Genomic DNA, 20329 nt, shown 5'->3' on the forward strand with positions numbered 1-20329 from the left:
AACGCTCGGTGACGAATCAGCCGACTTGCAGCAGACCTGCGTAGCGAAGCCTCGCGTGGTAATCTTGCGCCCATCGCAAAACACACGGACTTACCGGCCAGTTAGCCCCAGAAGGGTTATCGGGTTCGCCTCCGACTTTGCCCCACTCTTCCAACGAACTTGCCTAACTATCTGATGAATAAAGCAATTTCCGATTTCTCTTCACACACCCCGATGATGCAACAGTACTGGCGGCTGAAGAATCAGCATCCTGACCAGTTGATGTTCTATCGCATGGGCGATTTCTACGAAATTTTCTACGAAGATGCGAAGAAAGCCGCCAAATTGCTGGATATCACCCTGACAGCGCGGGGCCAGTCTGCCGGTCAGAGCATCCCTATGTGCGGGATTCCTTATCACGCGGCTGAAGGCTATCTGGCCAAGCTGGTCAAGCTCGGCGAGTCAGTGGTGATCTGCGAGCAGGTCGGTGATCCAGCGACCAGTAAAGGCCCGGTTGATCGACAAGTCGTGCGCATCATCACTCCCGGCACTGTCAGCGATGAGGCCCTGCTCGACGAGCGCCGCGACAATCTGATTGCTGCGGTACTGGGTGACGAACGCCTGTTCGGCCTGGCGGTGATGGACATCACCAGTGGCAATTTCAGCGTGCTCGAAATCAAGGGCTGGGAGAACCTGCTGGCTGAACTTGAGCGTATCAACCCCGTGGAGCTGCTCATCCCCGATGACTGGCCACAAGGTCTGCCTGCTGAAAAACGTCGAGGATCACGCCGCCGCGCGCCGTGGGATTTCGAGCGTGACTCGGCACTCAAAAGTCTTTGCCAGCAGTTCTCGACTCAGGACTTGAAAGGCTTTGGCTGCGAAAACCTGACCCTGGCGATCGGTGCTGCCGGTTGCCTGCTGGGCTACGCCAAAGAAACCCAGCGTACTGCCCTGCCGCACCTGCGTAGCCTGCGTCATGAGCGTCTTGACGATACGGTCATCCTCGACGGTGCCACCCGACGCAACCTCGAACTGGACACCAACCTGGCCGGTGGTCGCGACAACACCTTGCAGTCGGTGGTAGATCGCTGCCAGACCGCAATGGGTACGCGCCTTCTGACCCGCTGGTTGAATCGTCCTTTGCGCGACCTGTCGATCCTCAAGGCACGGCAATCCTCAATCAAGTGCCTGCTTGAGCGTTATCGCTTCGAAAACCTGCAGCCACAGTTGAAGGAAATCGGCGATATCGAGCGAATCCTTGCCCGCATCGGTCTGCGCAATGCCCGGCCACGCGACCTCGCTCGCCTGCGCGACGCCCTGAGTGCGTTGCCCGAATTGCAAACGGCAATGGCCGAACTGGAAGCGCCGCATTTGCAGCAACTGGCCAAGGTCACCGGCGTCTATCCGGAGCTGGCCGATTTGCTGCAACGAGCCGTCATTGATAACCCGCCAGCGGTGATCCGCGACGGCGGGGTTCTTAAAACGGGTTATGACGCTGAGCTGGACGAGCTGCAGTCGCTAAGCGAAAACGCCGGGCAGTTCCTGATTGACCTTGAGGCCCGTGAAAAAGCCCGTACCGGATTGGCCAATCTGAAAGTCGGCTACAACCGGATTCACGGCTACTTCATTGAATTGCCGAGCAAACAGGCCGAACAGGCGCCCGCAGACTACATCCGTCGGCAAACCCTGAAGGGTGCCGAGCGCTTCATAACGCCGGAACTGAAAGAGTTCGAAGACAAGGCGTTGTCAGCCAAAAGCCGGGCATTGGCTCGCGAGAAAATGCTTTACGAAGCATTGCTTGAGGACCTGATCGGCCATCTCGCGCCGCTGCAGGACACCGCCTCGGCACTGGCCGAGCTGGATGTGCTGAGCAACCTGGCCGAACGCGCCCTGAACCTGGACCTGAACTGCCCGCAGTTCGTCGATGAGCCTTGTATGCGCATCGACCAGGGTCGGCATCCGGTCGTGGAACAGGTGCTGACCTCGCCGTTCGTGGCCAACGATCTGGACCTTGATGACAAGACCCGAATGCTGGTCATCACCGGCCCGAACATGGGCGGTAAGTCGACCTATATGCGCCAGACCGCACTGATCGTGTTGCTGGCCCACATCGGTAGCTTCGTGCCAGCGGCAAGCTGCGAGCTGTCACTGGTGGACCGGATTTTCACTCGAATCGGCTCCAGCGATGACCTCGCAGGCGGGCGTTCGACGTTCATGGTCGAAATGAGCGAAACGGCCAACATCCTGCACAACGCCACTGATCGCAGTCTGGTGCTGATGGACGAGGTTGGACGCGGCACCAGCACATTTGATGGGCTGTCTCTGGCATGGGCTGCGGCAGAATGTCTCGCCCAGTTACGCGCCTACACGCTGTTCGCCACCCACTATTTCGAGCTGACCGTGCTGCAGGAAAGCGAACCGCTGGTCGCCAATGTGCACCTCAATGCGACCGAGCACAACGAGCGAATTGTGTTCCTGCACCGGGTTCTGCCAGGGCCTGCCAGCCAGAGCTATGGCCTGGCTGTCGCCCAATTGGCGGGGGTTCCGGCGAAAGTGATTGGCCGGGCGAAGGAGCATTTACACCGGTTGGAGACCACCAGCCTGCCCCACGAACAGCCTCGTCCAAAACCTGGAAAACCCGCTGCGCCCCAGCAAAGCGACATGTTCGCGAGCCTGCCACACCCGGTGCTCGAAGAGCTTTCCAGAGCCAAACTCGACGATGTCACGCCGCGTCAGGCGCTAGAGTTGTTATATGCACTGCAAACTCGCATCTAACGAGAACCGTAACAAGCTGTTAGAATCCCGCGCGGTTTGAGACGCTGACAGCTTTTAGCCTGGCTGAGCAGCTGATCCGAGCCGCGTGAGACGTAGCGAACCCAGGGTCGAACGCCGTGCGTGCAGTCGATCTGCATTCAGCGCCGTTTACCTAATGCATGTGTTTCACACGGCGCGGGAGACTTCCCGAACCTGGCAACCCTATACCGAAGGGCTCTGCTGTCGCCGCCTGAGGAGAGAATTAGAAATGACCTTCGTCGTCACCGACAACTGCATCAAGTGCAAATACACCGACTGTGTAGAAGTCTGTCCGGTGGACTGCTTCTACGAAGGCCCGAACTTCCTGGTGATTCACCCGGATGAGTGCATTGACTGTGCGCTTTGCGAGCCTGAATGCCCCGCTCAGGCCATTTTCTCGGAGGATGAGATCCCTGCAGGGATGGAAAACTTCATCGAGCTCAACGCCGAGCTCGCGGACGTCTGGCCGAACATCACCGAGAAGAAAGACGCCCTGGCTGACGCAGCAGAGTGGGATGGCAAAACCGGCAAGATCGCAGACCTGGAACGTTAAGCGTCCAGGCTGTTCAAGAGAGCCCCTCGCGGGGCTTTTTTGTGCCTGCCTGTTTATCCGGGATAATACTTTTCTCCAGACGAAAAAAGGGGCGGTATGACCCGCCCACATTTTTTCCTTAATCCTTTTAATCCCTTTCATCATCCTGATGAATCGCGTCCTGCGATGTCCTTGACTGTCATCCTTGACGGCCTGCGTCCATCCGTAGACACAGTTCTGATAGTAGTGTTTTCTGCGCAGAGGGCAAGTAGCCAAAATCTTTCAAGATCTCTCAGCGCATCACGGACATAAATTAAACGTCTTTCATTTCATAGGGTTAGAGAACTACTACATCCGCACAGGTCAATGTTGTGCATTGTATTTCGCAAAGGCTTACAGCCTGTGTAAGTAATGACTGACGTCGAAAGCATCCGGATAACTTACGTATAAGCCAAACGACGTTAATGAGCGGCGCCGAACCCGTCTTTAACTTCAGACCAAAAAAAACACCCCTTAACGGAGTGTTTTTTGTGGCGCGAAAGATAAACTTACCGTTTATCTTTGTGAACATTCACATCATTGAAACAGTGATTCACTGGATAGCCCGTTCTTTTCAAGGATCTCACGCAAGCGCTTGAGGCCCTCAACCTGGATCTGTCTGACACGCTCACGAGTAAGACCGATTTCCAGCCCTACATCTTCAAGCGTACTGCTCTCATGACCACGCAAGCCGAAACGCCGTATCACGACCTCTCTCTGCTTGTCAGTCAGCTCTGAGAGCCATTGGTCGATGCTCTGTGAAAGATCATCGTCCTGCAGCAACTCACAAGGATCGGTGGGGCGATCATCGGTCAGGGTATCGAGCAATGTCTTGTCGGAGTCCGGACCGAGAGAAACATCGACAGAGGAAACGCGCTCATTCAGACCAAGCATGCGCTTGACCTCACCCACCGGCTTTTCAAGCAGGTTGGCGATTTCTTCAGGAGAGGGTTCGTGATCGAGTTTTTGCGTCAATTCACGGGCAGCCCGCAAATAGACGTTGAGTTCTTTGACGACATGAATAGGCAGCCGAATGGTTCGGGTCTGATTCATGATCGCACGCTCAATGGTCTGACGAATCCACCATGTTGCGTAGGTTGAGAAACGGAATCCACGTTCCGGATCGAATTTTTCGACCGCTCTGATAAGCCCGAGGTTGCCCTCTTCAATCAGGTCCAGCAACGACAACCCACGATTGACATAACGTCTGGCAATTTTCACCACCAGTCGCAAGTTGCTTTCAATCATGCGCTTACGACCAGCCGGATCACCCTTTTGCGAGAGCCTCGCAAAATGGACTTCTTCTTCCGGAGAAAGCAGCGGGGAAAACCCGATTTCATTGAGGTACAACTGGGTAGCATCAAGCGCCCGGGTGTAGTCGATATATTTGTGCTGTTTGAGCGATGTGGAGTTTTTTGCTCTGGTACGGGGCGCAGAGGCAGCAGGGGTCTGCTTCTCGTCCGCTTCAAGCTCCGATTCCAGAACGATGCCGGCCTCCATAAGGAGAACCTCATCGTCGATGTCAAACTCCGGCGCTTCTTTGCTAAGAGCCATTGTTATAGTCCTTTGGTGAGTTCGACCTCAAGCTCCAGCGACGCCAATTCCATGGCAACGCTTGAGCCTGTCCCTCTACGCTAGGAACAGGCTGGCAACAATCAACGACGCGGCAGGAATTGCAGCGGATCTACAGGTTTGCCCTGGCGGCGAATCTCAAAATGCAACTTCACCCGGTCAGTTCCTGTTGACCCCATCTCGGCAATCGTCTGCCCTGCCTTGACCTGTTGCCCCTCCCGTACCAACAGCCTACGGTTGTGACCGTAAGCACTGACGTAGGTATCGCTGTGTTTGATGATGACTAATTCGCCGTAGCCCCGCAAGCCACTCCCGGCGTAAACCACCGACCCATCAGACGCAGCCAAAACAGGCTGTCCCAAATCTCCAGCGATATCAATGCCTTTATTCAAACTACCGTTTGAAGAAAATTTCCCGATCAAAACGCCGTTAGACGGCCATGTCCAGCCTTTCGGAGACGGCCCGGCGGGCCCTGTTGACTCGTTCGCCGGAGGAGGAACAACCGTCACTGGCTTGGAAATAACCGTGGTTTTTACCGAGCCAGAAGGGCTGGTTGTGGTCGAAGTCGTTGTGGAAGCAACAGGTGGGCGCACACCTCCCGGCGCTGCCGCAACCGTTGAAAATGTTGAATTTGAACGGCCGTCAAAGCGAATCGTCTGACCCGGACGAATCGTATAGGGCTCTGGAATCTGGTTACGTGCCGCCAGCGCCTTGTAATCCCAGCCGTAACGGAAGGCGATGGAGAAGAGCGTGTCACCGCGACGGACAACGTATTGCCCTGTCGTCACCGTCGGACGTTGAGGCGCAGCATTGTTATTACGATCGACCACACGCACGCCACCGGAGGGCGAGCTGGAGCATCCGACCAAGAGGACACTGAGCGCAATGCCAATCACCAGCCGCTGAAAACTTGTTGAATAACTACGCTGCCGAATGACTGTGCGACTCACCCGCCACTCCCTTTACTGGTGACTGAATTAAAGATGCCTATTGTGCCGTAATAACGACTGGCAGCTACTGCTTAACTGTTCTGAATCAAATTGATGCGATCAGAATAGCCGTGTCACGGGTTCATTCCAGAGACTGGCCCTTGATGCCATGAGATAGACAGGCCGCATTCCCCAGAATTCAGTGAACAGCTATCAAGCCAGCGGACCATTGAGCAAAGGTACAAAGCGCACGGCGCCAAGCACATGCCGGGAGAACCCGTTTTCCTCACGCACAATCAGCATCAATTGCTGTACTTCGCCTGACCCCACCGGGATCACCAGCCGCCCTCCAGGTGCCAGTTGGTCAAGCAGCGCCTGAGGTACATCCGTTGCGACGGCGGTCACGATGATTCCGTTGTAGGGTGCCAGTGCAGGCCAACCTTCCCAACCATCACCCCAGCGGAATACCACATTACGCAGATTAAGCTCGACCAGACGTTCCTTGGCGCGATCCTGCAATACCTTGATTCGCTCAACCGAGAACACCCGCTCGACTAGTTGCGCAAGGACAGCGGTCTGGTAGCCGGAACCGGTTCCGATCTCCAGCACCTTGTCCAGAGGACCTGCCGCCAACAGCAGCTCGCTCATGCGCGCCACCATGTAAGGCTGTGAAATCGTCTGGTTGTGGCCGATCGGGAGCGCTGTATCTTCATAGGCTCGATGAGCCAGAGCTTCATCGACAAACAAATGCCGTGGCGTTTTGCGAATGACTTCCAGCACCTGCGCGTTGGAAAGCCCTTCCTCGTAAAGACGTTGAATCAGACGTTCTCGAGTCCGCTGGGAGGTCATCCCGATTCCACGACGTAACAGATCATCTTGCTCGCGAGACATCAAAGAAGGCCCTCCAGCCATTTGTTCAGGCTAGCGAACCCGTCCTGGTAAGTACGATCCAGCTGCAAGGGAGTGATTGAAACATAGCCTTGCATCACTGCATGAAAGTCTGTCCCGGCGCCGCCATCCTCAGCGTCACCTGCCGCCGCGATCCAGTAGCCGGCGCGTCCACGAGGATCGACTACCTTGATCGGCGCTGCGGCTCGCGCCCGATGCCCAAGCCGGGTCAACTGGATGCCCCGGATACGGTCAAGCGGCAGATTTGGAATATTCACGTTCAGCACTGTGCGAGGCGGCAAATCGAGCTGTTCATGAGCCTCGACCAACACGCGCGCATAATGCGCTGCGGTGGCAAGGTTATCCGGCTGACGCGACAGAAACGAAAAGGCAAACGAAGGTTTCTCCAGGAACCGCCCCTCAAGGGCTGCGGCCACTGTCCCGGAATACAAAACGTCGTCGCCCAGATTAGCGCCCAGGTTGATCCCCGACACCACCATGTCCGGTTGCACTTCCAGCAACCCGTTCAGCCCCAGGTGCACGCAATCGGTCGGCGTGCCATTGACGCTGATGAAACCGTTCGCCAATGCATGAGGATGCAAAGGGCGGTCGAGCGTCAGCGAGCTGCTGGCGCCGCTTTTGTCTTGATCGGGGGCGATCACCACACACTCGCTGTAATCGGCCAGCGCCGCATACAAGGCGGCGAGACCGGGCGCGGCGACCCCATCATCGTTAGAAATCAGAATACGCATGAGCTGTCCGTCTGCCCAACCGGCGCCAGATCAACAAGTTCGCGCACCAGTACAGTGGCGAAGCATCCGGGCGGAAGGACGAATTCCAGTTGCAGAATGTCAGGCTCGGGATAATGCCACGTCAACCGCCCAATGGGCAGTCGCAGGATGCGCCGTTCGTGCTCCATTCCCGCTCTCGTCAGCCAGTCGCGCAGTGCAGACTCACGATTGGCGACGTCATTCTCCAGCGTTGCCGTGGCTCCGGAGGCTGGCGATGGGCCTTCTCCCCATTGCGGGCCAGTCGGATGCAGATCAAGAATCGCGAGTCGCGGATCATTGCACTCATCCACGCCAGCCGGAAAAAAACTACGGCTGTCGGTGAAAGCCAGCAGATCACCGACTTGCGCAACCTGCCAGGAACCATCTGCGACACGGGCAGCAAGCACCTGATTGAAAAGATAACTGCGGGCCGTGGACAGCAACCGGGAACGCACTGCCCGCTGTTCCGGCAACGCCTGACGCATGGCGTAGCTACGCGCCTCACCCAGATTGCCACCTTGATACCCAAAGCGCTGGGCACCAAAGTAGTTGGGGATCCCCGCCTTGGCGATCGACTCAAGGCGAATGTTCAGCGCTTCCTTGTCGGCGTTCAACCGGGTCAGACGCAGGGTGAAGCCGTTTGCCGCATGAGCACCGCGCTGTAGCTTGCGCTTGTGTCGGGTGCTCTTGAGAATTTTCAGTGTTTCGTTTTCTGCCGAGCTCAAATCAGGGTCGGCCTTGCCCGGCAACTGGATGCTGAACCACTGCCGGGTCAACGCCTGACGATCCTTGAGGCCGGCATAGCTGACAGTCCTGAGCTGTACGCCAGCAGCACGGGCCAGGCGACGGGCTGCCTCTTCAGTGTTGAGGCCGCGTTTTTCGACCCACAACCAGAGGTGCTCACCGTCGCCGGACAACGGGATATCAAGGACTTCGTCGACCTGAAAATCTTCGGCAGTCTCTTTGAGCACCGCACTCCCCAGCGGCGGACCATACGCTTGCGGACCGAGCAGTTCTACTTCGGTCATGCGGACAGCAACAGCGCGACGGCGTGAACCGCGATGCCTTCTTCGCGACCGGCAAAGCCAAGCTTTTCAGTCGTGGTGGCCTTGACGTTTACCTGATCCAGATCGATCTGGAGATCCTCGGCGATCAATGCACGCATGGATTCGATGTGGGGAGCCATTTTGGGCGCCTGAGCGACAATCGTTGCGTCTACGTTGCCGACTTTCCAGCCTTTGCCCCGCACCAGACTCAATACGTGGCGCAACAGCGCACGGCTGTCAGCACCTTTGAACTGCGGATCGGTGTCAGGGAAATGCTTGCCGATATCACCCAGCGCTGCGGCGCCGAGCAGTGCATCGCTCAAGGCGTGCAACAGTACATCGCCATCGGAATGGGCAAGCAGACCGAAACGGTGCGCGATGCGCACGCCACCCAAGGTGATGAAATCGCCTTCAGCGAAACGGTGCACATCATAGCCATGGCCAATACGCATAAAAAAACGCCCTGGAAAAAGTCAGGGCGTGATTCTACCTACTTTGTCGACGCTTAGCTGTTCAACGCGTCGCCATGATGCCGAAGGTGGTCTTCGATGAAGCTGGCGATGAAGAAATAGCTGTGGTCATAGCCCGGTTGCATACGCAATGTCAGGGGATGACCAGCCGCTTTGGCCGCCTGAACCAGTGCCTCGGGTTTAAGCTGATTAGCAAGGAAATCATCGCGATCGCCTTGGTCCACCAACATCGGCAACTTCTCGCGTGCATCGGCAATCAGCACGCTTGCATCCCATTCACGCCAGCGCGAACGCTCTTCACCCAGGTAGCGGGAAAAAGCTTTCTGGCCCCACGGACAATCCATCGGATTAGAAATCGGTGAGAATGCCGATACCGATTTGTAGCGCCCGGGATTACGCAATGCGCAGACAAGAGCACCGTGACCGCCCATGGAGTGACCACTGATCCCGCGAGCCTGCGAAGCAGGGAAATGCTCCTCAACCAGAGCGGGCAGCTCGTTCACTACATAGTCGTGCATACGGTAATGCTTCGCCCAAGGCTGCTGCGTAGCATTGAGATAGAACCCGGCACCCAGACCAAAATCCCATGCACCATCAGGATCACCGGCAACATCCGGTCCGCGCGGGCTGGTATCAGGCGCGACAATGATCAAGCCCAGCTCTGCTGCCACCCGCTGAGCGGCAGCTTTTTGCATGAAGTTTTCATCGGTACAGGTCAGGCCCGAGAGCCAATACAGAACCGGTAACTTACCGCCCTGCTCCGCCTGTGGCGGCAGATAAACGGCAAACACCATGTCACAGCCAAGCACCTCGGAATGATGCTTGTAGCGCTTGTGCCAACCGCCAAAACTTTTCTGGCAGGAAATATTCTCTAGAGCCATGGTCGTAAACTCCCAGGCACAAGCTACAAGCTTCAAGCTGCAAGAGGCGCGGAACCCTCTTGTAGCTTGTCGCTTGAAGCTTGCAACTGCTTAAAAGTGAATGACTGTGCGGATGCTTTTGCCTTCGTGCATCAAGTCGAATGCCTTGTTGATGTCTTCCAGACCCATGGTATGGGTGATGAAAGTATCCAGCGGAATTTCGCCTTTCTGAGCTTTTTCAACATAGCTCGGCAGCTCGGTACGACCACGGACGCCACCGAAGGCCGAACCGCGCCAGACGCGACCGGTCACCAGCTGGAATGGGCGGGTAGCAATTTCCTGGCCCGAAGGCGCAACGCCGATGATTACCGACTCGCCCCAGCCTTTGTGACAGCATTCCAGCGCAGCACGCATCAGGTTCACGTTACCGATACATTCGAAGCTGTAATCCACACCGCCATCCGTCAACTCAACGATCACGTCCTGAATCGGCTTTTCATGATCTTTAGGGTTGATGAAGTCGGTAGCCCCCAGTTCACGGGCTACGTCGAATTTCGCCGGGTTGATGTCGATTGCGATGATGCGCGAGGCCTTGGCCATTTTCGCGCCAATGATTGCAGCCAGACCGATACCACCCAGACCGAAGATGGCGACAGTAGCGCCCTCCTCGACTTTGGCGGTATTGAGTACTGCACCGATGCCAGTGGTGACACCGCAGCCCAGCAGGCAGACTTTTTCCAACGGTGCTTCTTTCGGAATTTTCGCCAGGGAAATTTCCGGCACCACGGTGTATTCGGAGAATGTCGAGCAGCCCATGTAGTGATAAACCGGCTGACCGTTGTAGCTGAAACGGGTAGTGCCGTCAGGCATCAGACCCTTGCCTTGAGTGGCGCGCACTTTCTGACAGAGGTTGGTTTTACCCGACAGGCAGAATTTGCACTCGCGGCATTCAGCGGTGTAAAGCGGGATGACGTGATCGCCCACTGCCAGCGAAGTAACACCCTCGCCAATCGCTTCGACGATACCGCCACCTTCGTGACCGAGAATGCACGGGAACACGCCTTCAGAATCGGCACCCGACAAGGTGTAGGCGTCGGTATGGCAAACACCGGTGGCAATCGTGCGAATCAACACTTCACCCGCCTTCGGTGCTTCGACGTCGACTTCGACGATTTGCAACGGTTCGTTAGGGGCAAAGGCAACTGCGGCACGTGACTTGATCATCGATCTTTCTCCAATGAAGTTAAAAATAGAAGCTGAAAACAGTGGAAGGAGTGTAAAGCAGTGCCAGTTGATTAATAATCCGGTCAAAAGCAAAACATTATTGCTGAACAGGGATAATCGATGTACACCAATCGCTGGGAAGGCCTGGATGAGTTCGTCGCGGTGGCTGAATGCGGTCAGTTCACAGCCGCCGCCGAGCGTATGGGTGTCTCGTCCTCGCACATCAGTCGCCAGATCGCCCGGCTGGAAGAGCGTCTGCAAACCCGACTGCTGTATCGAAGCACACGGCGAGTCGCGCTGACTGAAGCGGGCCAGACATTCCTGCACCATTGCCAGCGTCTGCAGGATGGACGTGAGGAAGCTTTGCGCGCGATTGGCGATCTGGCCAGCGAACCCAAAGGCCTGCTGCGCATGACTTGTGCAGTGGCCTACGGCGAACGATTTATCACGCCGCTGGTGACGCGTTTCATGGACCTCTATCCGCAGATCCGGGTGGAGATCCAGTTGAACAATGACACTCTGGACATGGTTCATGAGGGGCTTGATCTGGCCATACGTCTAGGCCGATTGCAGGACTCCCGGTTGGTCGCTACCCGCCTTGCACCACGAAGGATGTACTTATGCGCATCCCCGTCTTATCTGGAGCGTTATGGTCGGCCGCATAGTGTGTCGGAGCTAAGTCGACACAATTGCCTGATCGGCAGCAGTGATACCTGGCTGCTTCAGCAAAACGGTCGGGAGTTCTCTCAGAGAGTACAAGGCAACTGGCGCTGCAACAGTGGGCAGGCGGTGCTGGATGCTGCGCTGCACGGCGTGGGGCTGTGCCAATTGCCGGATTATTACGTGCTGAGCCATTTGAACAGCGGCGCGCTGGTTTCGCTGCTGGAACCCCATCAACCGCCCAACACTGCGGTCTGGGCGTTGTACCCGCAGCAACGGCACCTTTCGCCAAAGGTGCGCAAGCTGGTGGATTATCTGAAAGACGGGTTGGCGATGCGGGATGAGTATCGGTAGGCACCTGGATTCGGCGAATATGGGGCACCCATATCAAATTGATTCAACGATACCCACATCGCGGCTGAGACTGGTCTCGCCCTAACGGTCGACCCCCTTTGTTTCGGCAAAGGGGGGAAACCATTTATCGCGACGTCAGCCCCCGCCCTGCGGGGGTTCCGCCTTCCATTACCGTGGTGTGGGCACGCGCCGACGGGCCAACCATGGCCCAACGGCGCTAGCTCGGCATCCATGCCGAGCGACCCACACCACGACACCTGCGCTCAGCCTTCCGACGCTATTTCCGCGGTGTGTTTGAGGTTGATGTTCGTCGTGATAATGCAAAATCAAAAGCATCAGTAAACATGCAGAAAATTAGCTAATCAGCGATTGAACTCGCTGCGCCTTTGGCGCAACCACTCAAGATCCTCGGGGCGAGTGACTTTGATATTGTCGGAACGACCTTCGATCAGCCGGGGTGACTGCCCCGCCCATTCGATGGCGGAAGCTTCGTCGGTAATCGCGACGTTGGAAACCAGCCCGTCAGCCAACGCCCGATGCAGCGCGCCGAGACGGAACATCTGTGGTGTATACGCCTGCCAGATCAAACTGCGATCCACGGTTTCGGTGACTCGGCCGTCAGAACCAGCCCGCTTGAGCGTATCGCGAGCAGGAACCGCCAATAGCCCACCCACCGGGTCATCGGCCAACTCACTTAGCAGGTTATCAAGATCTGAACGCGCAAGATTGGGTCGCGCGGCGTCGTGAACCAACACCCAATCCTCATCTCCAGCACCTTGCGCATGTAAATACAGCAACGCATTGAGCACTGAATCTGCACGCTCTTTGCCGCCATCCACTCGCGCAATACGCGAATCCAGTGCACAGGGCAGGTCCGGCCAGTAAGGATCATCCACAGCCAGACTGATCACCAACCCTTTAAGCCGGGGGTGCTCGAGAAAGCAAAGAAGGCTGTGTTCAAGAATTGTCAGGCCGCCCAGTTGCAAGTACTGCTTGGGACGGTCTGCGGCCATACGGGCACCAACACCCGCGGCAGGAATCACTGCCCAGAAGGCAGGGAGGACGCTCTTCGTCATAGGGTCAGCTTCACAGGGCCCACTTCATTGTGCCAACTGATAAAGCGTCTCGCCGTCTTTGACCATACCCAACTCATGACGGGCACGCTCTTCGACGGTCTCCATACCTTTTTTCAATTCAAGCACTTCTGCGTCCATGACACGATTGCGCTCAAGCAACGCTTCGTTCTCGGCATGCTGATCGGCAATCTGCTGATTGAGGCTAGCAACCTGCGCCAGGCTCCCGTTGCCAACCCACAGGCGATATTGCAGGCCCGCGAGCATCAGGATCAAGACCAGAAACAACCAGTTAGGACTGCGCATTGAATATCAGGTACCCAGTAAAAAAAGACAGCAGGGCCAACAACATGAAGCTAGCAATACGAAAAAGGGACTAAGGGCATTGAGCCTGGCAGCGCCAGGCTCAATTACCGCAAGTCCGCATCGATACTGCCGAATCCTCCGGAAAACCGGAAGAGTCTCACAGCACCGGCTGTCTTTTTACCATCTCGCTATCAGCCGCGAAACTCGCCACGACCGCGATAAACAGCCTTGGCACCCAACTGCTCTTCGATGCGAAGCAGCTGGTTGTACTTGGAGATACGGTCAGAACGGCTCAACGAACCGGTCTTGATCTGGCCTGCCGAGGTGCCCACCGCCAGATCGGCAATCGTGGAGTCTTCGGTTTCGCCAGAACGGTGCGAGATAACGGCGGTGTAACCGGCAGCCTTGGCCATCTGAATGGCTTCCAGCGTTTCGGTCAACGTGCCAATCTGGTTGAACTTGATCAGGATAGAGTTACCGATCTTCTTCTCAATGCCTTCCTTGAGAATTTTGGTATTAGTCACGAACAGGTCGTCACCTACCAACTGGACCTTGTCGCCGATCTTGTCGGTGAGAATTTTCCAGCCGTCCCAATCGGACTCGTCCAGGCCATCTTCAATGGAGATGATCGGGTGCTTACTGACCAGATCGGCCAGATAGTCAGCAAAACCGGCAGAGTCGTACTCGCCTTCTTCGCTCAGAACGTATTTGCCGTTCTTGTAGAACTCGCTTGCCGCGCAGTCCAGTGCCAGGGTCACATCGGTACCCAGCTTGTAGCCAGCGTTGGCAACAGCTTCGGCGATAGCGTCCAGTGCATCGGCATTGGAGTTGAGGTCAGGTGCAAAACCACCTTCGTCACCCACGGCAGTGTTCAGGCCACGGGCTTTGAGCACAGCTTTGAGGTGATGGAAAATCTCGGTACCCCAGCGCAGGCCTTCAGAGAAGGTCTTGGCGCCGACAGGCTGAATCATGAATTCCTGAATGTCGATGTTGTTATCGGCATGCTCGCCACCATTGATGATGTTCATCATCGGAACCGGCATCGAGTAAACCCCCGGTGTACCGTTCAGGTTGGCAATGTGCGCGTAAAGCGGCAGGTCCTGATCCTGGGCAGCGGCCTTGGCAGCAGCCAGCGACACAGCGAGGATGGCGTTTGCACCCAGGCTGGCTTTGTTTTCAGTACCGTCCAGCGCAATCATGGCGCGGTCCAGCGCTTGCTGATCAACCGGATCCTTGCCCAGCAACAGGTCGCGAATCGGACCGTTGATGTTGGCTACCGCCTTGAGAACGCCCTTGCCCAGGTAACGGCTCTTGTCGCCATCACGCAGCTCCAGCGCCTCGCGCGAGCCGGTTGAAGCACCGGACGGTGCGCATGCGCTACCGATGATGCCGTTGTCGAGGAGCACATCTGCTTCCACGGTGGGATTGCCACGGGAGTCGAGAACTTCACGACCTTTGATGTCGACGATTTTTGCCATTGTTGTAAACACTCCAAGATTGACGAAAACGACGCAGCTGGGAAATGCCTGTCGCTCAAGGGCTCATTACAGGGCAGACCTTAGAGCGACAAACCCCGACCTGGGGTCGGGGGATGTAAGCGTGCGGCACTTTACCGGAGGCTAACCTGCCGGAGAAGTCCGATTTAAGCGGTTTCTACTGCAGGGAAGCTTTTGACCAACTCATCCAGAGCCTTTAGCTGAGCCAGGAATGGCTCCAGCTTGTCCAGACGCAAGGCGCAAGGGCCGTCGCATTTGGCATTGTCCGGATCAGGATGAGCCTCAAGGAACAATCCAGCGAGGTTTTGACTCATGCCAGCCTTCGCCAGTTCCAATACCTGGGCACGACGACCGCCAGCAGAGTCCGAACGACCGCCTGGCATCTGCAAGGCGTGGGTTACATCGAAAAATACCGGGTAGTTGAACTGCTTCATGATGCCAAAGCCGAGCATATCCACTACCAGATTGTTGTAGCCAAAACTGGTGCCGCGCTCACAGAGGATCAACTGATCATTACCGGCTTCTTCGCACTTGCTCAGGATGTGTTTCATTTCCTGAGGCGCGAGGAACTGGGCTTTCTTGATGTTGATCACGGCACCCGTACGGGCCATGGCGACGACGAGATCGGTCTGACGTGACAGGAAAGCAGGCAGCTGGATGATGTCGCAGACTTCAGCCACCACTTTGGCCTGCTCTGGTTCATGCACGTCAGTGATCAGCGGGACATTGAAGGTCTTTTTGACTTCTTCAAAGATCCGCATGCCCTCTTCCAGGCCAGGGCCACGATAAGAGTGCATGGAAGAGCGGTTGGCTTTATCGAAGCTGGCCTTGAACACGTAAGGGATACCGAGCTTTTCGGTAACCCTTACATACTCTTCGCAGATCTGCATGGCCATGTCCCGGGACTCGAGGACGTTCATGCCACCGAAAAGCACCATTGGCTTGTCATTGGCAATATCGATCGAGCCGACGCGGATAGTTTTCTGAGCCATGTTCTGGATTTCCCGAATCAAGAATTTTTCTTGTGTTGAGTCAGTGCTGCCTTGACGAAGCCACTGAACAGCGGATGGCCATCGCGAGGTGTCGAGGTGAACTCAGGGTGGAACTGGCAAGCCACGAACCATGGATGATCCGGTGCTTCAACCACTTCTACCAGCGCGCCATCACCGGAGCGACCCGACACTTTCAGGCCGGCTTCCAGCAACTGCGGCAGCAGGTTGTTATTCACTTCGTAGCGATGACGATGACGCTCGACGATCACGTCGCTGGCGTAGCAATCGTGCACCAGCGAACCTGGCTCAAGCTGACATTCCTGAGCACCCAGACGCATGGTGCCGCCCAGATCGGAGCTTTCAGTACGGGTTTCAACTGCGCCGGTAGCGTCAGCCCACTCAGTGATCAGACCCACAACAGCGTGTGCGCCGTTACGGTCAAACTCGGTGGAGTTGGCGTCTTTCCAGCCCAATACGTTACGAGCGTATTCGATGACCGCTACTTGCATGCCCAGGCAGATCCCCAGATACGGCACCTTGTTCTCACGAGCAAACTGAACAGCAGTGATCTTGCCTTCAACACCGCGCAAACCGAAGCCGCCGGGAACCAGAATCGCATCAACGCCTTCCAGCAGCGCAGTGCCCTGGTTCTCGATGTCTTCGGAGTCGATGTAACGCAGGTTGACCTTGGTACGGTTGGTGATGCCAGCGTGACTCATCGCTTCGATCAGCGACTTGTACGCGTCCAGCAGTTCCATGTACTTGCCAACCATGGCGATGGTGACTTCGTGTTCCGGATTGAGCTTGGCGTCTACGACGGCGTCCCACTCGGACAGGTCGGCGCTGTTGCACTGCAGGCCAAAGCGCTCAACGACGAAATCATCCAGGCCCTGAGAGTGCAGGATGCCCGGAATCTTGTAGATAGTGTCGGCGTCTTCGAGCGCGATAACTGCACGCTCTTCAACGTTGGTGAACTGAGCGATCTTGCGACGCGAAGAAATATCGATCGGGTGATCAGAACGGCATACCAACACATCAGGCTGCAGGCCGATGGAACGCAATTCCTTGACCGAGTGTTGAGTCGGCTTGGTCTTGGTTTCACCAGCGGTAGCAATGTAGGGAACCAGTGTCAGGTGCATCAGCATGGCGCGCTTGGCGCCTACTTCGAAGCGCAACTGACGGATCGCTTCCAGGAACGGTTGCGATTCGATGTCACCCACGGTGCCGCCGATCTCGACCAGAGCGACGTCGGCGTCGCCTGCGCCCTTGATGATCCGGCGTTTGATTTCGTCGGTGATGTGCGGAATGACCTGAATGGTCGCGCCCAGATAATCACCACGGCGCTCTTTGCGCAGGACGTGCTCGTACACACGGCCAGTGGTGAAGTTGTTGTTCTGGGTCATCGTAGTGCGGATAAACCGCTCATAGTGGCCAAGGTCCAGGTCGGTTTCAGCGCCGTCATGGGTGACGAACACTTCACCGTGCTGGAACGGGCTCATGGTACCCGGATCGACGTTGATGTAGGGGTCAAGCTTGAGCATGGTGACCTTAAGTCCCCGCGCCTCCAGGATGGCCGCCAATGAAGCCGAGGCAATGCCTTTCCCCAATGAAGAAACAACACCGCCCGTGACGAAGATGTAGCGCGTCATGAAAAACCCTAGAAGTCTGCGTTAAAGCGGTCAGAGCCGCCGGGGAAAGCGAAGGAAGGCCGAAGCCCCCGATTACCGACAAAATTCACGGTGAACTCCCGAACTGCTGCGTTGAAACGGACTGACTGAAAAAGCCTGTCAATTGCGCGCCACATTTAAGAATCATCCAGCAAAGACTGGTTGGTAACCGGCAACTCATGTCGATCCAAAAGGATCCACAGAAGCTGTATCAAGAAGGGAGCGTAGTCTACCGGAATTGGGCTTTCAGCTCAAACTTTGGTCATTCGTCGGTGGCACCCAGTGCAACATCCAGCTTTCAGGGCCGCAAACATTGAGTGCGGGCAGGTTCGCCACGGCCAAAAACTCGCCCTCGCGGAACAGCAGCGGCAATCGGCCGCGGACAAATAACGGTATTTCGCACTCATTGAGCAGCCGTTTCAGGTCGCGATGCCCTCGGCCGGGCAGGTTCAGAATTTCCCCACCAAGACGATAACGCACCTCCAGGGCGCCAGAAGGTACGTCACCCTCAATGAAAAGCTGACCATTACCCGGCAGCTCCAACGGCCGACGCGCATCGGTCCAGATCCCGGCGGTTTGCATCGGCTGCAACCAGTCATCGGAAAGCCACCAGATGCGCCCTTGATCGCGGTGCAATTCGCCATCAGTGAGACGCCAGACAGGACGCCCTCCCTGCCCTGCGTCGCGAAGCGTTTCCCAGCCAGCCCAATGACCGCTGTCTGGCAGACGGGTCAGCGGTGCCAGCCAGTGGCGCAATGCATTGCGCTGACGCGCGGGCGACAGATCAGCCAGCTCAGCCAAAGACAGCGAGGGCAGCGTGAGCCACGCGAATGCATGGGCTGACTCCGCCGACGCCAGATCGGCCCGGGCCAGTTCCTCAAGCAGCTGCTGCGCTTCATCCAGATGGCTAGCCGTGCGAGCCATACTCGCCGCTGCCTGCGGCCAGCGGGACTTCAATACGGGTAGCACCTGGTTGCGCAGATAGTTACGCGAATAATGGACGTCTTCGTTGCTGGGATCTTCGACCCACTGCAAATGATGCTGACGGGCGTAAGCTTCCAGCTCGTCCCGGGAAATACTCAACAAAGGCCTGAGCAAATACCCTTGCCCCAACGCGCGGCTCACCGGAATGGCCGCCAGCCCCCGAACCCCCGCTCCGCGCAACAAGCGGAACAGCAGGGTTTCAGCCTGATCGTCCTGATGCTGCGCGGTTAACAGTACTTCACCTTCAGCAAGGCACTCGCTAAAGGCGGCATAACGCGCATCGCGCGCGGCTTGCTCAAGACTGGCGCCGGGCTCCACCTGCACGCTGATGACTTGCAAAGGAACGCTCAGCGCCTTGCAAATCTGCTGGCAATGCAGCGGCCATGCGTCAGCTACAACCTGCAGGCCGTGGTGAACATGGATAGCGTTTAGAGGAGGCAGGTTTTCGCGTTTTGCGAGTTCGGCCAGGAGGTGAAGCAAGACAGTTGAATCCAGGCCGCCGGAGAACCCGATGTGCCAGGCCGGCGCATTGCGCCAGGGTGCCAGGGCTTGAAGAAGCCTGGCGGGGAGATCATGACCGGGCGGCCTGAATTGGGACATCGGCGTCGTCTAACCTGTTGGAGCGAGGCTTGCCCGCGAAAGCGGAGTATCAGTCAGCGTATGTATAAGCTGCAATTACGCCTTCGCGGGCAAGCCTCGCTCCAACAAAAAGATTACAAACCGTAGCTCATCAAGCGATCATAACGACGAGCCAGCAGCGCATCGTTGTCCAGCTTTTTGAGCATTGCCAGTTGGCTGCTCAATTCCTGACGGATTGCCAGTGCAGCGGCAGCAGGATCACGATGTGCACCACCCAGCGGTTCGCTGATCACTTTATCAACAATACCCAGACCCTTCAGACGCTCTGCCGTAATGCCCATGGCTTCGGCTGCGTCAGGAGCCTTTTCGGCGGTTTTCCACAGAATAGAAGCACAACCTTCCGGGGAGATCACCGCGTAAGTGGAATACTGCAGCATGTTGAGCTGATCACAGACACCGATTGCCAACGCACCGCCCGAACCACCCTCGCCGATAACCGTGGCGATGATCGGCGTTTTCAGACGCGCCATGACCCGCAGGTTCCAGGCAATGGCTTCGCTCTGGTTGCGCTCTTCCGCGTCGATACCCGGGTAAGCGCCCGGCGTGTCGATGAAAGTCAGGATCGGCATCTTGAAACGCTCGGCCATTTCCATCAGACGGCAGGCCTTGCGATAGCCCTCAGGACGCGGCATACCGAAGTTACGACGAACCTTCTCACGCACTTCACGGCCCTTCTGATGGCCGATCACCATAACTGGCTGACCTTCCAGACGTGCAACGCCACCGACGATTGCAGCGTCGTCAGAGAAGTGACGGTCGCCATGCAGCTCATCAAACTCGGTGAAGATGTGCTGAATGTAGTCCAGCGTGTACGGACGACGCGGGTGACGCGCCATACGTGCAATCTGCCAACTGGTCAGGTTGCCGAAAATGCTTTCGGTCAGCGTGTTGCTCTTGTCTTGCAGTCGCGAGATTTCGTCGCCGATGTTCAGCGAGTTGTCATTACCCACCAAGCGCAATTCTTCGATCTTGGCTTGCAGGTCAGCGATCGGCTGTTCGAAATCAAGAAAATTCGGGTTCATAGGCATCCGTCTTGGGTCGACGGCCAAGAGGCCG

At 56.7% G+C, this 20329-nt stretch carries 18 protein-coding genes; 3 read left to right on the forward strand and 15 right to left on the reverse strand.

Features of this window, described 5'->3' with window-relative positions; all coding sequences use genetic code 11:
• The first annotated feature begins 186 nt into the window (after positions 1-186).
• Both mutS and fdxA read left to right on the forward strand, forming a co-directional pair.
• Complete coding sequence (mutS, locus tag AUC61_RS20345; RefSeq protein ID WP_243247973.1) at positions 187-2754, forward strand: DNA mismatch repair protein MutS; 2568 nt, start codon at positions 187-189, stop codon at positions 2752-2754.
• Positions 2755-3001: 247 nt separating this feature from the next.
• Positions 3002-3325 (forward strand): ferredoxin FdxA, encoded by a 324-nt coding sequence (fdxA, locus tag AUC61_RS20350; protein ID WP_122665187.1) that lies wholly within the window; start codon positions 3002-3004, stop codon positions 3323-3325.
• A gap of 555 nt (positions 3326-3880) precedes the next feature.
• Here fdxA and rpoS read toward each other — a convergent pair.
• The 8 genes from rpoS to AUC61_RS20390 form a co-directional block, all read right to left on the reverse strand.
• Positions 3881-4897: an RNA polymerase sigma factor RpoS gene (gene rpoS, locus AUC61_RS20355; protein WP_122665188.1), complete on the reverse strand. Its 1017-nt coding sequence runs from the start codon at positions 4895-4897 to the stop codon at positions 3881-3883.
• A 101-nt stretch (positions 4898-4998) separates the two neighbouring features.
• The gene (locus AUC61_RS20360) at positions 4999-5865 is read right to left on the reverse strand and encodes a peptidoglycan DD-metalloendopeptidase family protein (RefSeq protein WP_243247947.1); all 867 of its coding nucleotides are present in this window, start codon (positions 5863-5865) and stop codon (positions 4999-5001) included.
• 192 nt (positions 5866-6057) lie between these two features.
• Positions 6058-6693 (reverse strand): protein-L-isoaspartate(D-aspartate) O-methyltransferase, encoded by a 636-nt coding sequence (locus tag AUC61_RS20365; RefSeq protein WP_205505009.1) that lies wholly within the window; start codon positions 6691-6693, stop codon positions 6058-6060.
• 41 nt (positions 6694-6734) lie between these two features.
• Positions 6735-7484, reverse strand: a complete 750-nt coding sequence (gene surE / locus AUC61_RS20370) for a 5'/3'-nucleotidase SurE (protein WP_122665191.1) — start codon at positions 7482-7484, stop codon at positions 6735-6737.
• Positions 7472-8530 carry a tRNA pseudouridine(13) synthase TruD gene (gene truD, locus AUC61_RS20375; RefSeq protein ID WP_243247948.1) on the reverse strand — a complete coding sequence of 353 codons (1059 nt, stop codon included), beginning with the start codon at positions 8528-8530 and terminating at the stop codon, positions 7472-7474. Before truD ends, surE begins: the two co-directional genes overlap by 13 nt.
• Positions 8527-9000, reverse strand: coding sequence for a 2-C-methyl-D-erythritol 2,4-cyclodiphosphate synthase (gene ispF, locus AUC61_RS20380; protein WP_243247950.1), 474 nt, complete (start codon positions 8998-9000; stop codon positions 8527-8529). Before ispF ends, truD begins: the two co-directional genes overlap by 4 nt.
• 53 nt (positions 9001-9053) lie before the next feature.
• The gene (gene fghA / locus AUC61_RS20385) at positions 9054-9899 is read right to left on the reverse strand and encodes an S-formylglutathione hydrolase (protein WP_243247953.1); all 846 of its coding nucleotides are present in this window, start codon (positions 9897-9899) and stop codon (positions 9054-9056) included.
• A 90-nt stretch (positions 9900-9989) separates the two neighbouring features.
• The gene (locus AUC61_RS20390) at positions 9990-11102 is read right to left on the reverse strand and encodes an S-(hydroxymethyl)glutathione dehydrogenase/class III alcohol dehydrogenase (RefSeq protein ID WP_243247955.1); all 1113 of its coding nucleotides are present in this window, start codon (positions 11100-11102) and stop codon (positions 9990-9992) included.
• A gap of 120 nt (positions 11103-11222) precedes the next feature.
• Between AUC61_RS20390 and AUC61_RS20395 the strand changes: the two genes are divergently transcribed.
• A complete protein-coding gene (locus AUC61_RS20395) occupies positions 11223-12116 on the forward strand; it encodes a LysR substrate-binding domain-containing protein (protein ID WP_243247956.1) in 894 nt (297 codons plus the stop codon).
• A gap of 362 nt (positions 12117-12478) precedes the next feature.
• On the opposite strand, the gene ispD is transcribed toward AUC61_RS20395, so the two are convergent.
• From ispD to AUC61_RS20430, 7 genes are all read right to left on the reverse strand, one after another.
• Positions 12479-13192 carry a 2-C-methyl-D-erythritol 4-phosphate cytidylyltransferase gene (gene ispD / locus AUC61_RS20400; protein WP_243247957.1) on the reverse strand — a complete coding sequence of 238 codons (714 nt, stop codon included), beginning with the start codon at positions 13190-13192 and terminating at the stop codon, positions 12479-12481.
• A gap of 24 nt (positions 13193-13216) precedes the next feature.
• A complete protein-coding gene (gene ftsB, locus AUC61_RS20405; protein WP_122665198.1) occupies positions 13217-13495 on the reverse strand; it encodes a cell division protein FtsB in 279 nt (92 codons plus the stop codon).
• A gap of 191 nt (positions 13496-13686) precedes the next feature.
• Positions 13687-14973, reverse strand: a complete 1287-nt coding sequence (gene eno, locus AUC61_RS20410) for a phosphopyruvate hydratase (protein WP_087273932.1) — start codon at positions 14971-14973, stop codon at positions 13687-13689.
• Positions 14974-15137: 164 nt separating this feature from the next.
• Entirely contained in the window at positions 15138-15983 is an 846-nt protein-coding gene (gene kdsA, locus AUC61_RS20415; RefSeq protein ID WP_027898794.1) for a 3-deoxy-8-phosphooctulonate synthase, read from the reverse strand.
• Positions 15984-16000: 17 nt separating this feature from the next.
• Complete coding sequence (locus AUC61_RS20420; RefSeq protein ID WP_095093583.1) at positions 16001-17632, reverse strand: CTP synthase; 1632 nt, start codon at positions 17630-17632, stop codon at positions 16001-16003.
• 264 nt (positions 17633-17896) lie between these two features.
• Complete coding sequence (gene tilS / locus AUC61_RS20425) at positions 17897-19234, reverse strand: tRNA lysidine(34) synthetase TilS (RefSeq protein ID WP_243247958.1); 1338 nt, start codon at positions 19232-19234, stop codon at positions 17897-17899.
• A gap of 113 nt (positions 19235-19347) precedes the next feature.
• Positions 19348-20295, reverse strand: coding sequence for an acetyl-CoA carboxylase carboxyltransferase subunit alpha (locus AUC61_RS20430; RefSeq protein WP_243247960.1), 948 nt, complete (start codon positions 20293-20295; stop codon positions 19348-19350).
• Positions 20296-20329: the final 34 nt, after the last annotated feature.

This window comes from Pseudomonas maioricensis (genome assembly GCF_022790535.1).
GTDB lineage: Bacteria > Pseudomonadota > Gammaproteobacteria > Pseudomonadales > Pseudomonadaceae > Aquipseudomonas > Aquipseudomonas maioricensis.

Excerpts from the sequence above, each read along its gene's own strand:
- AUC61_RS20420 (WP_095093583.1), bottom strand. The coding sequence starts at position 17,632 with ATGACGCGCTACATCTTCGTCACGGGCGGTGTTGTTTCTTCATTGGGG.
- AUC61_RS20395 (WP_243247956.1), top strand. The coding sequence starts at position 11,223 with ATGTACACCAATCGCTGGGAAGGCCTGGATGAGTTCGTCGCGGTGGCT.
- rpoS (WP_122665188.1), bottom strand. The coding sequence starts at position 4,897 with ATGGCTCTTAGCAAAGAAGCGCCGGAGTTTGACATCGACGATGAGGTT.
- eno (WP_087273932.1), bottom strand. The coding sequence starts at position 14,973 with ATGGCAAAAATCGTCGACATCAAAGGTCGTGAAGTTCTCGACTCCCGT.
- AUC61_RS20365 (WP_205505009.1), bottom strand. The coding sequence starts at position 6,693 with ATGACCTCCCAGCGGACTCGAGAACGTCTGATTCAACGTCTTTACGAG.
- fdxA (WP_122665187.1), top strand. The coding sequence starts at position 3,002 with ATGACCTTCGTCGTCACCGACAACTGCATCAAGTGCAAATACACCGAC.
- ispD (WP_243247957.1), bottom strand. The coding sequence starts at position 13,192 with ATGACGAAGAGCGTCCTCCCTGCCTTCTGGGCAGTGATTCCTGCCGCG.
- ftsB (WP_122665198.1), bottom strand. The coding sequence starts at position 13,495 with ATGCGCAGTCCTAACTGGTTGTTTCTGGTCTTGATCCTGATGCTCGCG.
- AUC61_RS20430 (WP_243247960.1), bottom strand. The coding sequence starts at position 20,295 with ATGAACCCGAATTTTCTTGATTTCGAACAGCCGATCGCTGACCTGCAA.
- kdsA (WP_027898794.1), bottom strand. The coding sequence starts at position 15,983 with ATGGCTCAGAAAACTATCCGCGTCGGCTCGATCGATATTGCCAATGAC.
- AUC61_RS20390 (WP_243247955.1), bottom strand. The coding sequence starts at position 11,102 with ATGATCAAGTCACGTGCCGCAGTTGCCTTTGCCCCTAACGAACCGTTG.
- truD (WP_243247948.1), bottom strand. The coding sequence starts at position 8,530 with ATGACCGAAGTAGAACTGCTCGGTCCGCAAGCGTATGGTCCGCCGCTG.
- ispF (WP_243247950.1), bottom strand. The coding sequence starts at position 9,000 with ATGCGTATTGGCCATGGCTATGATGTGCACCGTTTCGCTGAAGGCGAT.
- tilS (WP_243247958.1), bottom strand. The coding sequence starts at position 19,234 with ATGTCCCAATTCAGGCCGCCCGGTCATGATCTCCCCGCCAGGCTTCTT.
- fghA (WP_243247953.1), bottom strand. The coding sequence starts at position 9,899 with ATGGCTCTAGAGAATATTTCCTGCCAGAAAAGTTTTGGCGGTTGGCAC.
- surE (WP_122665191.1), bottom strand. The coding sequence starts at position 7,484 with ATGCGTATTCTGATTTCTAACGATGATGGGGTCGCCGCGCCCGGTCTC.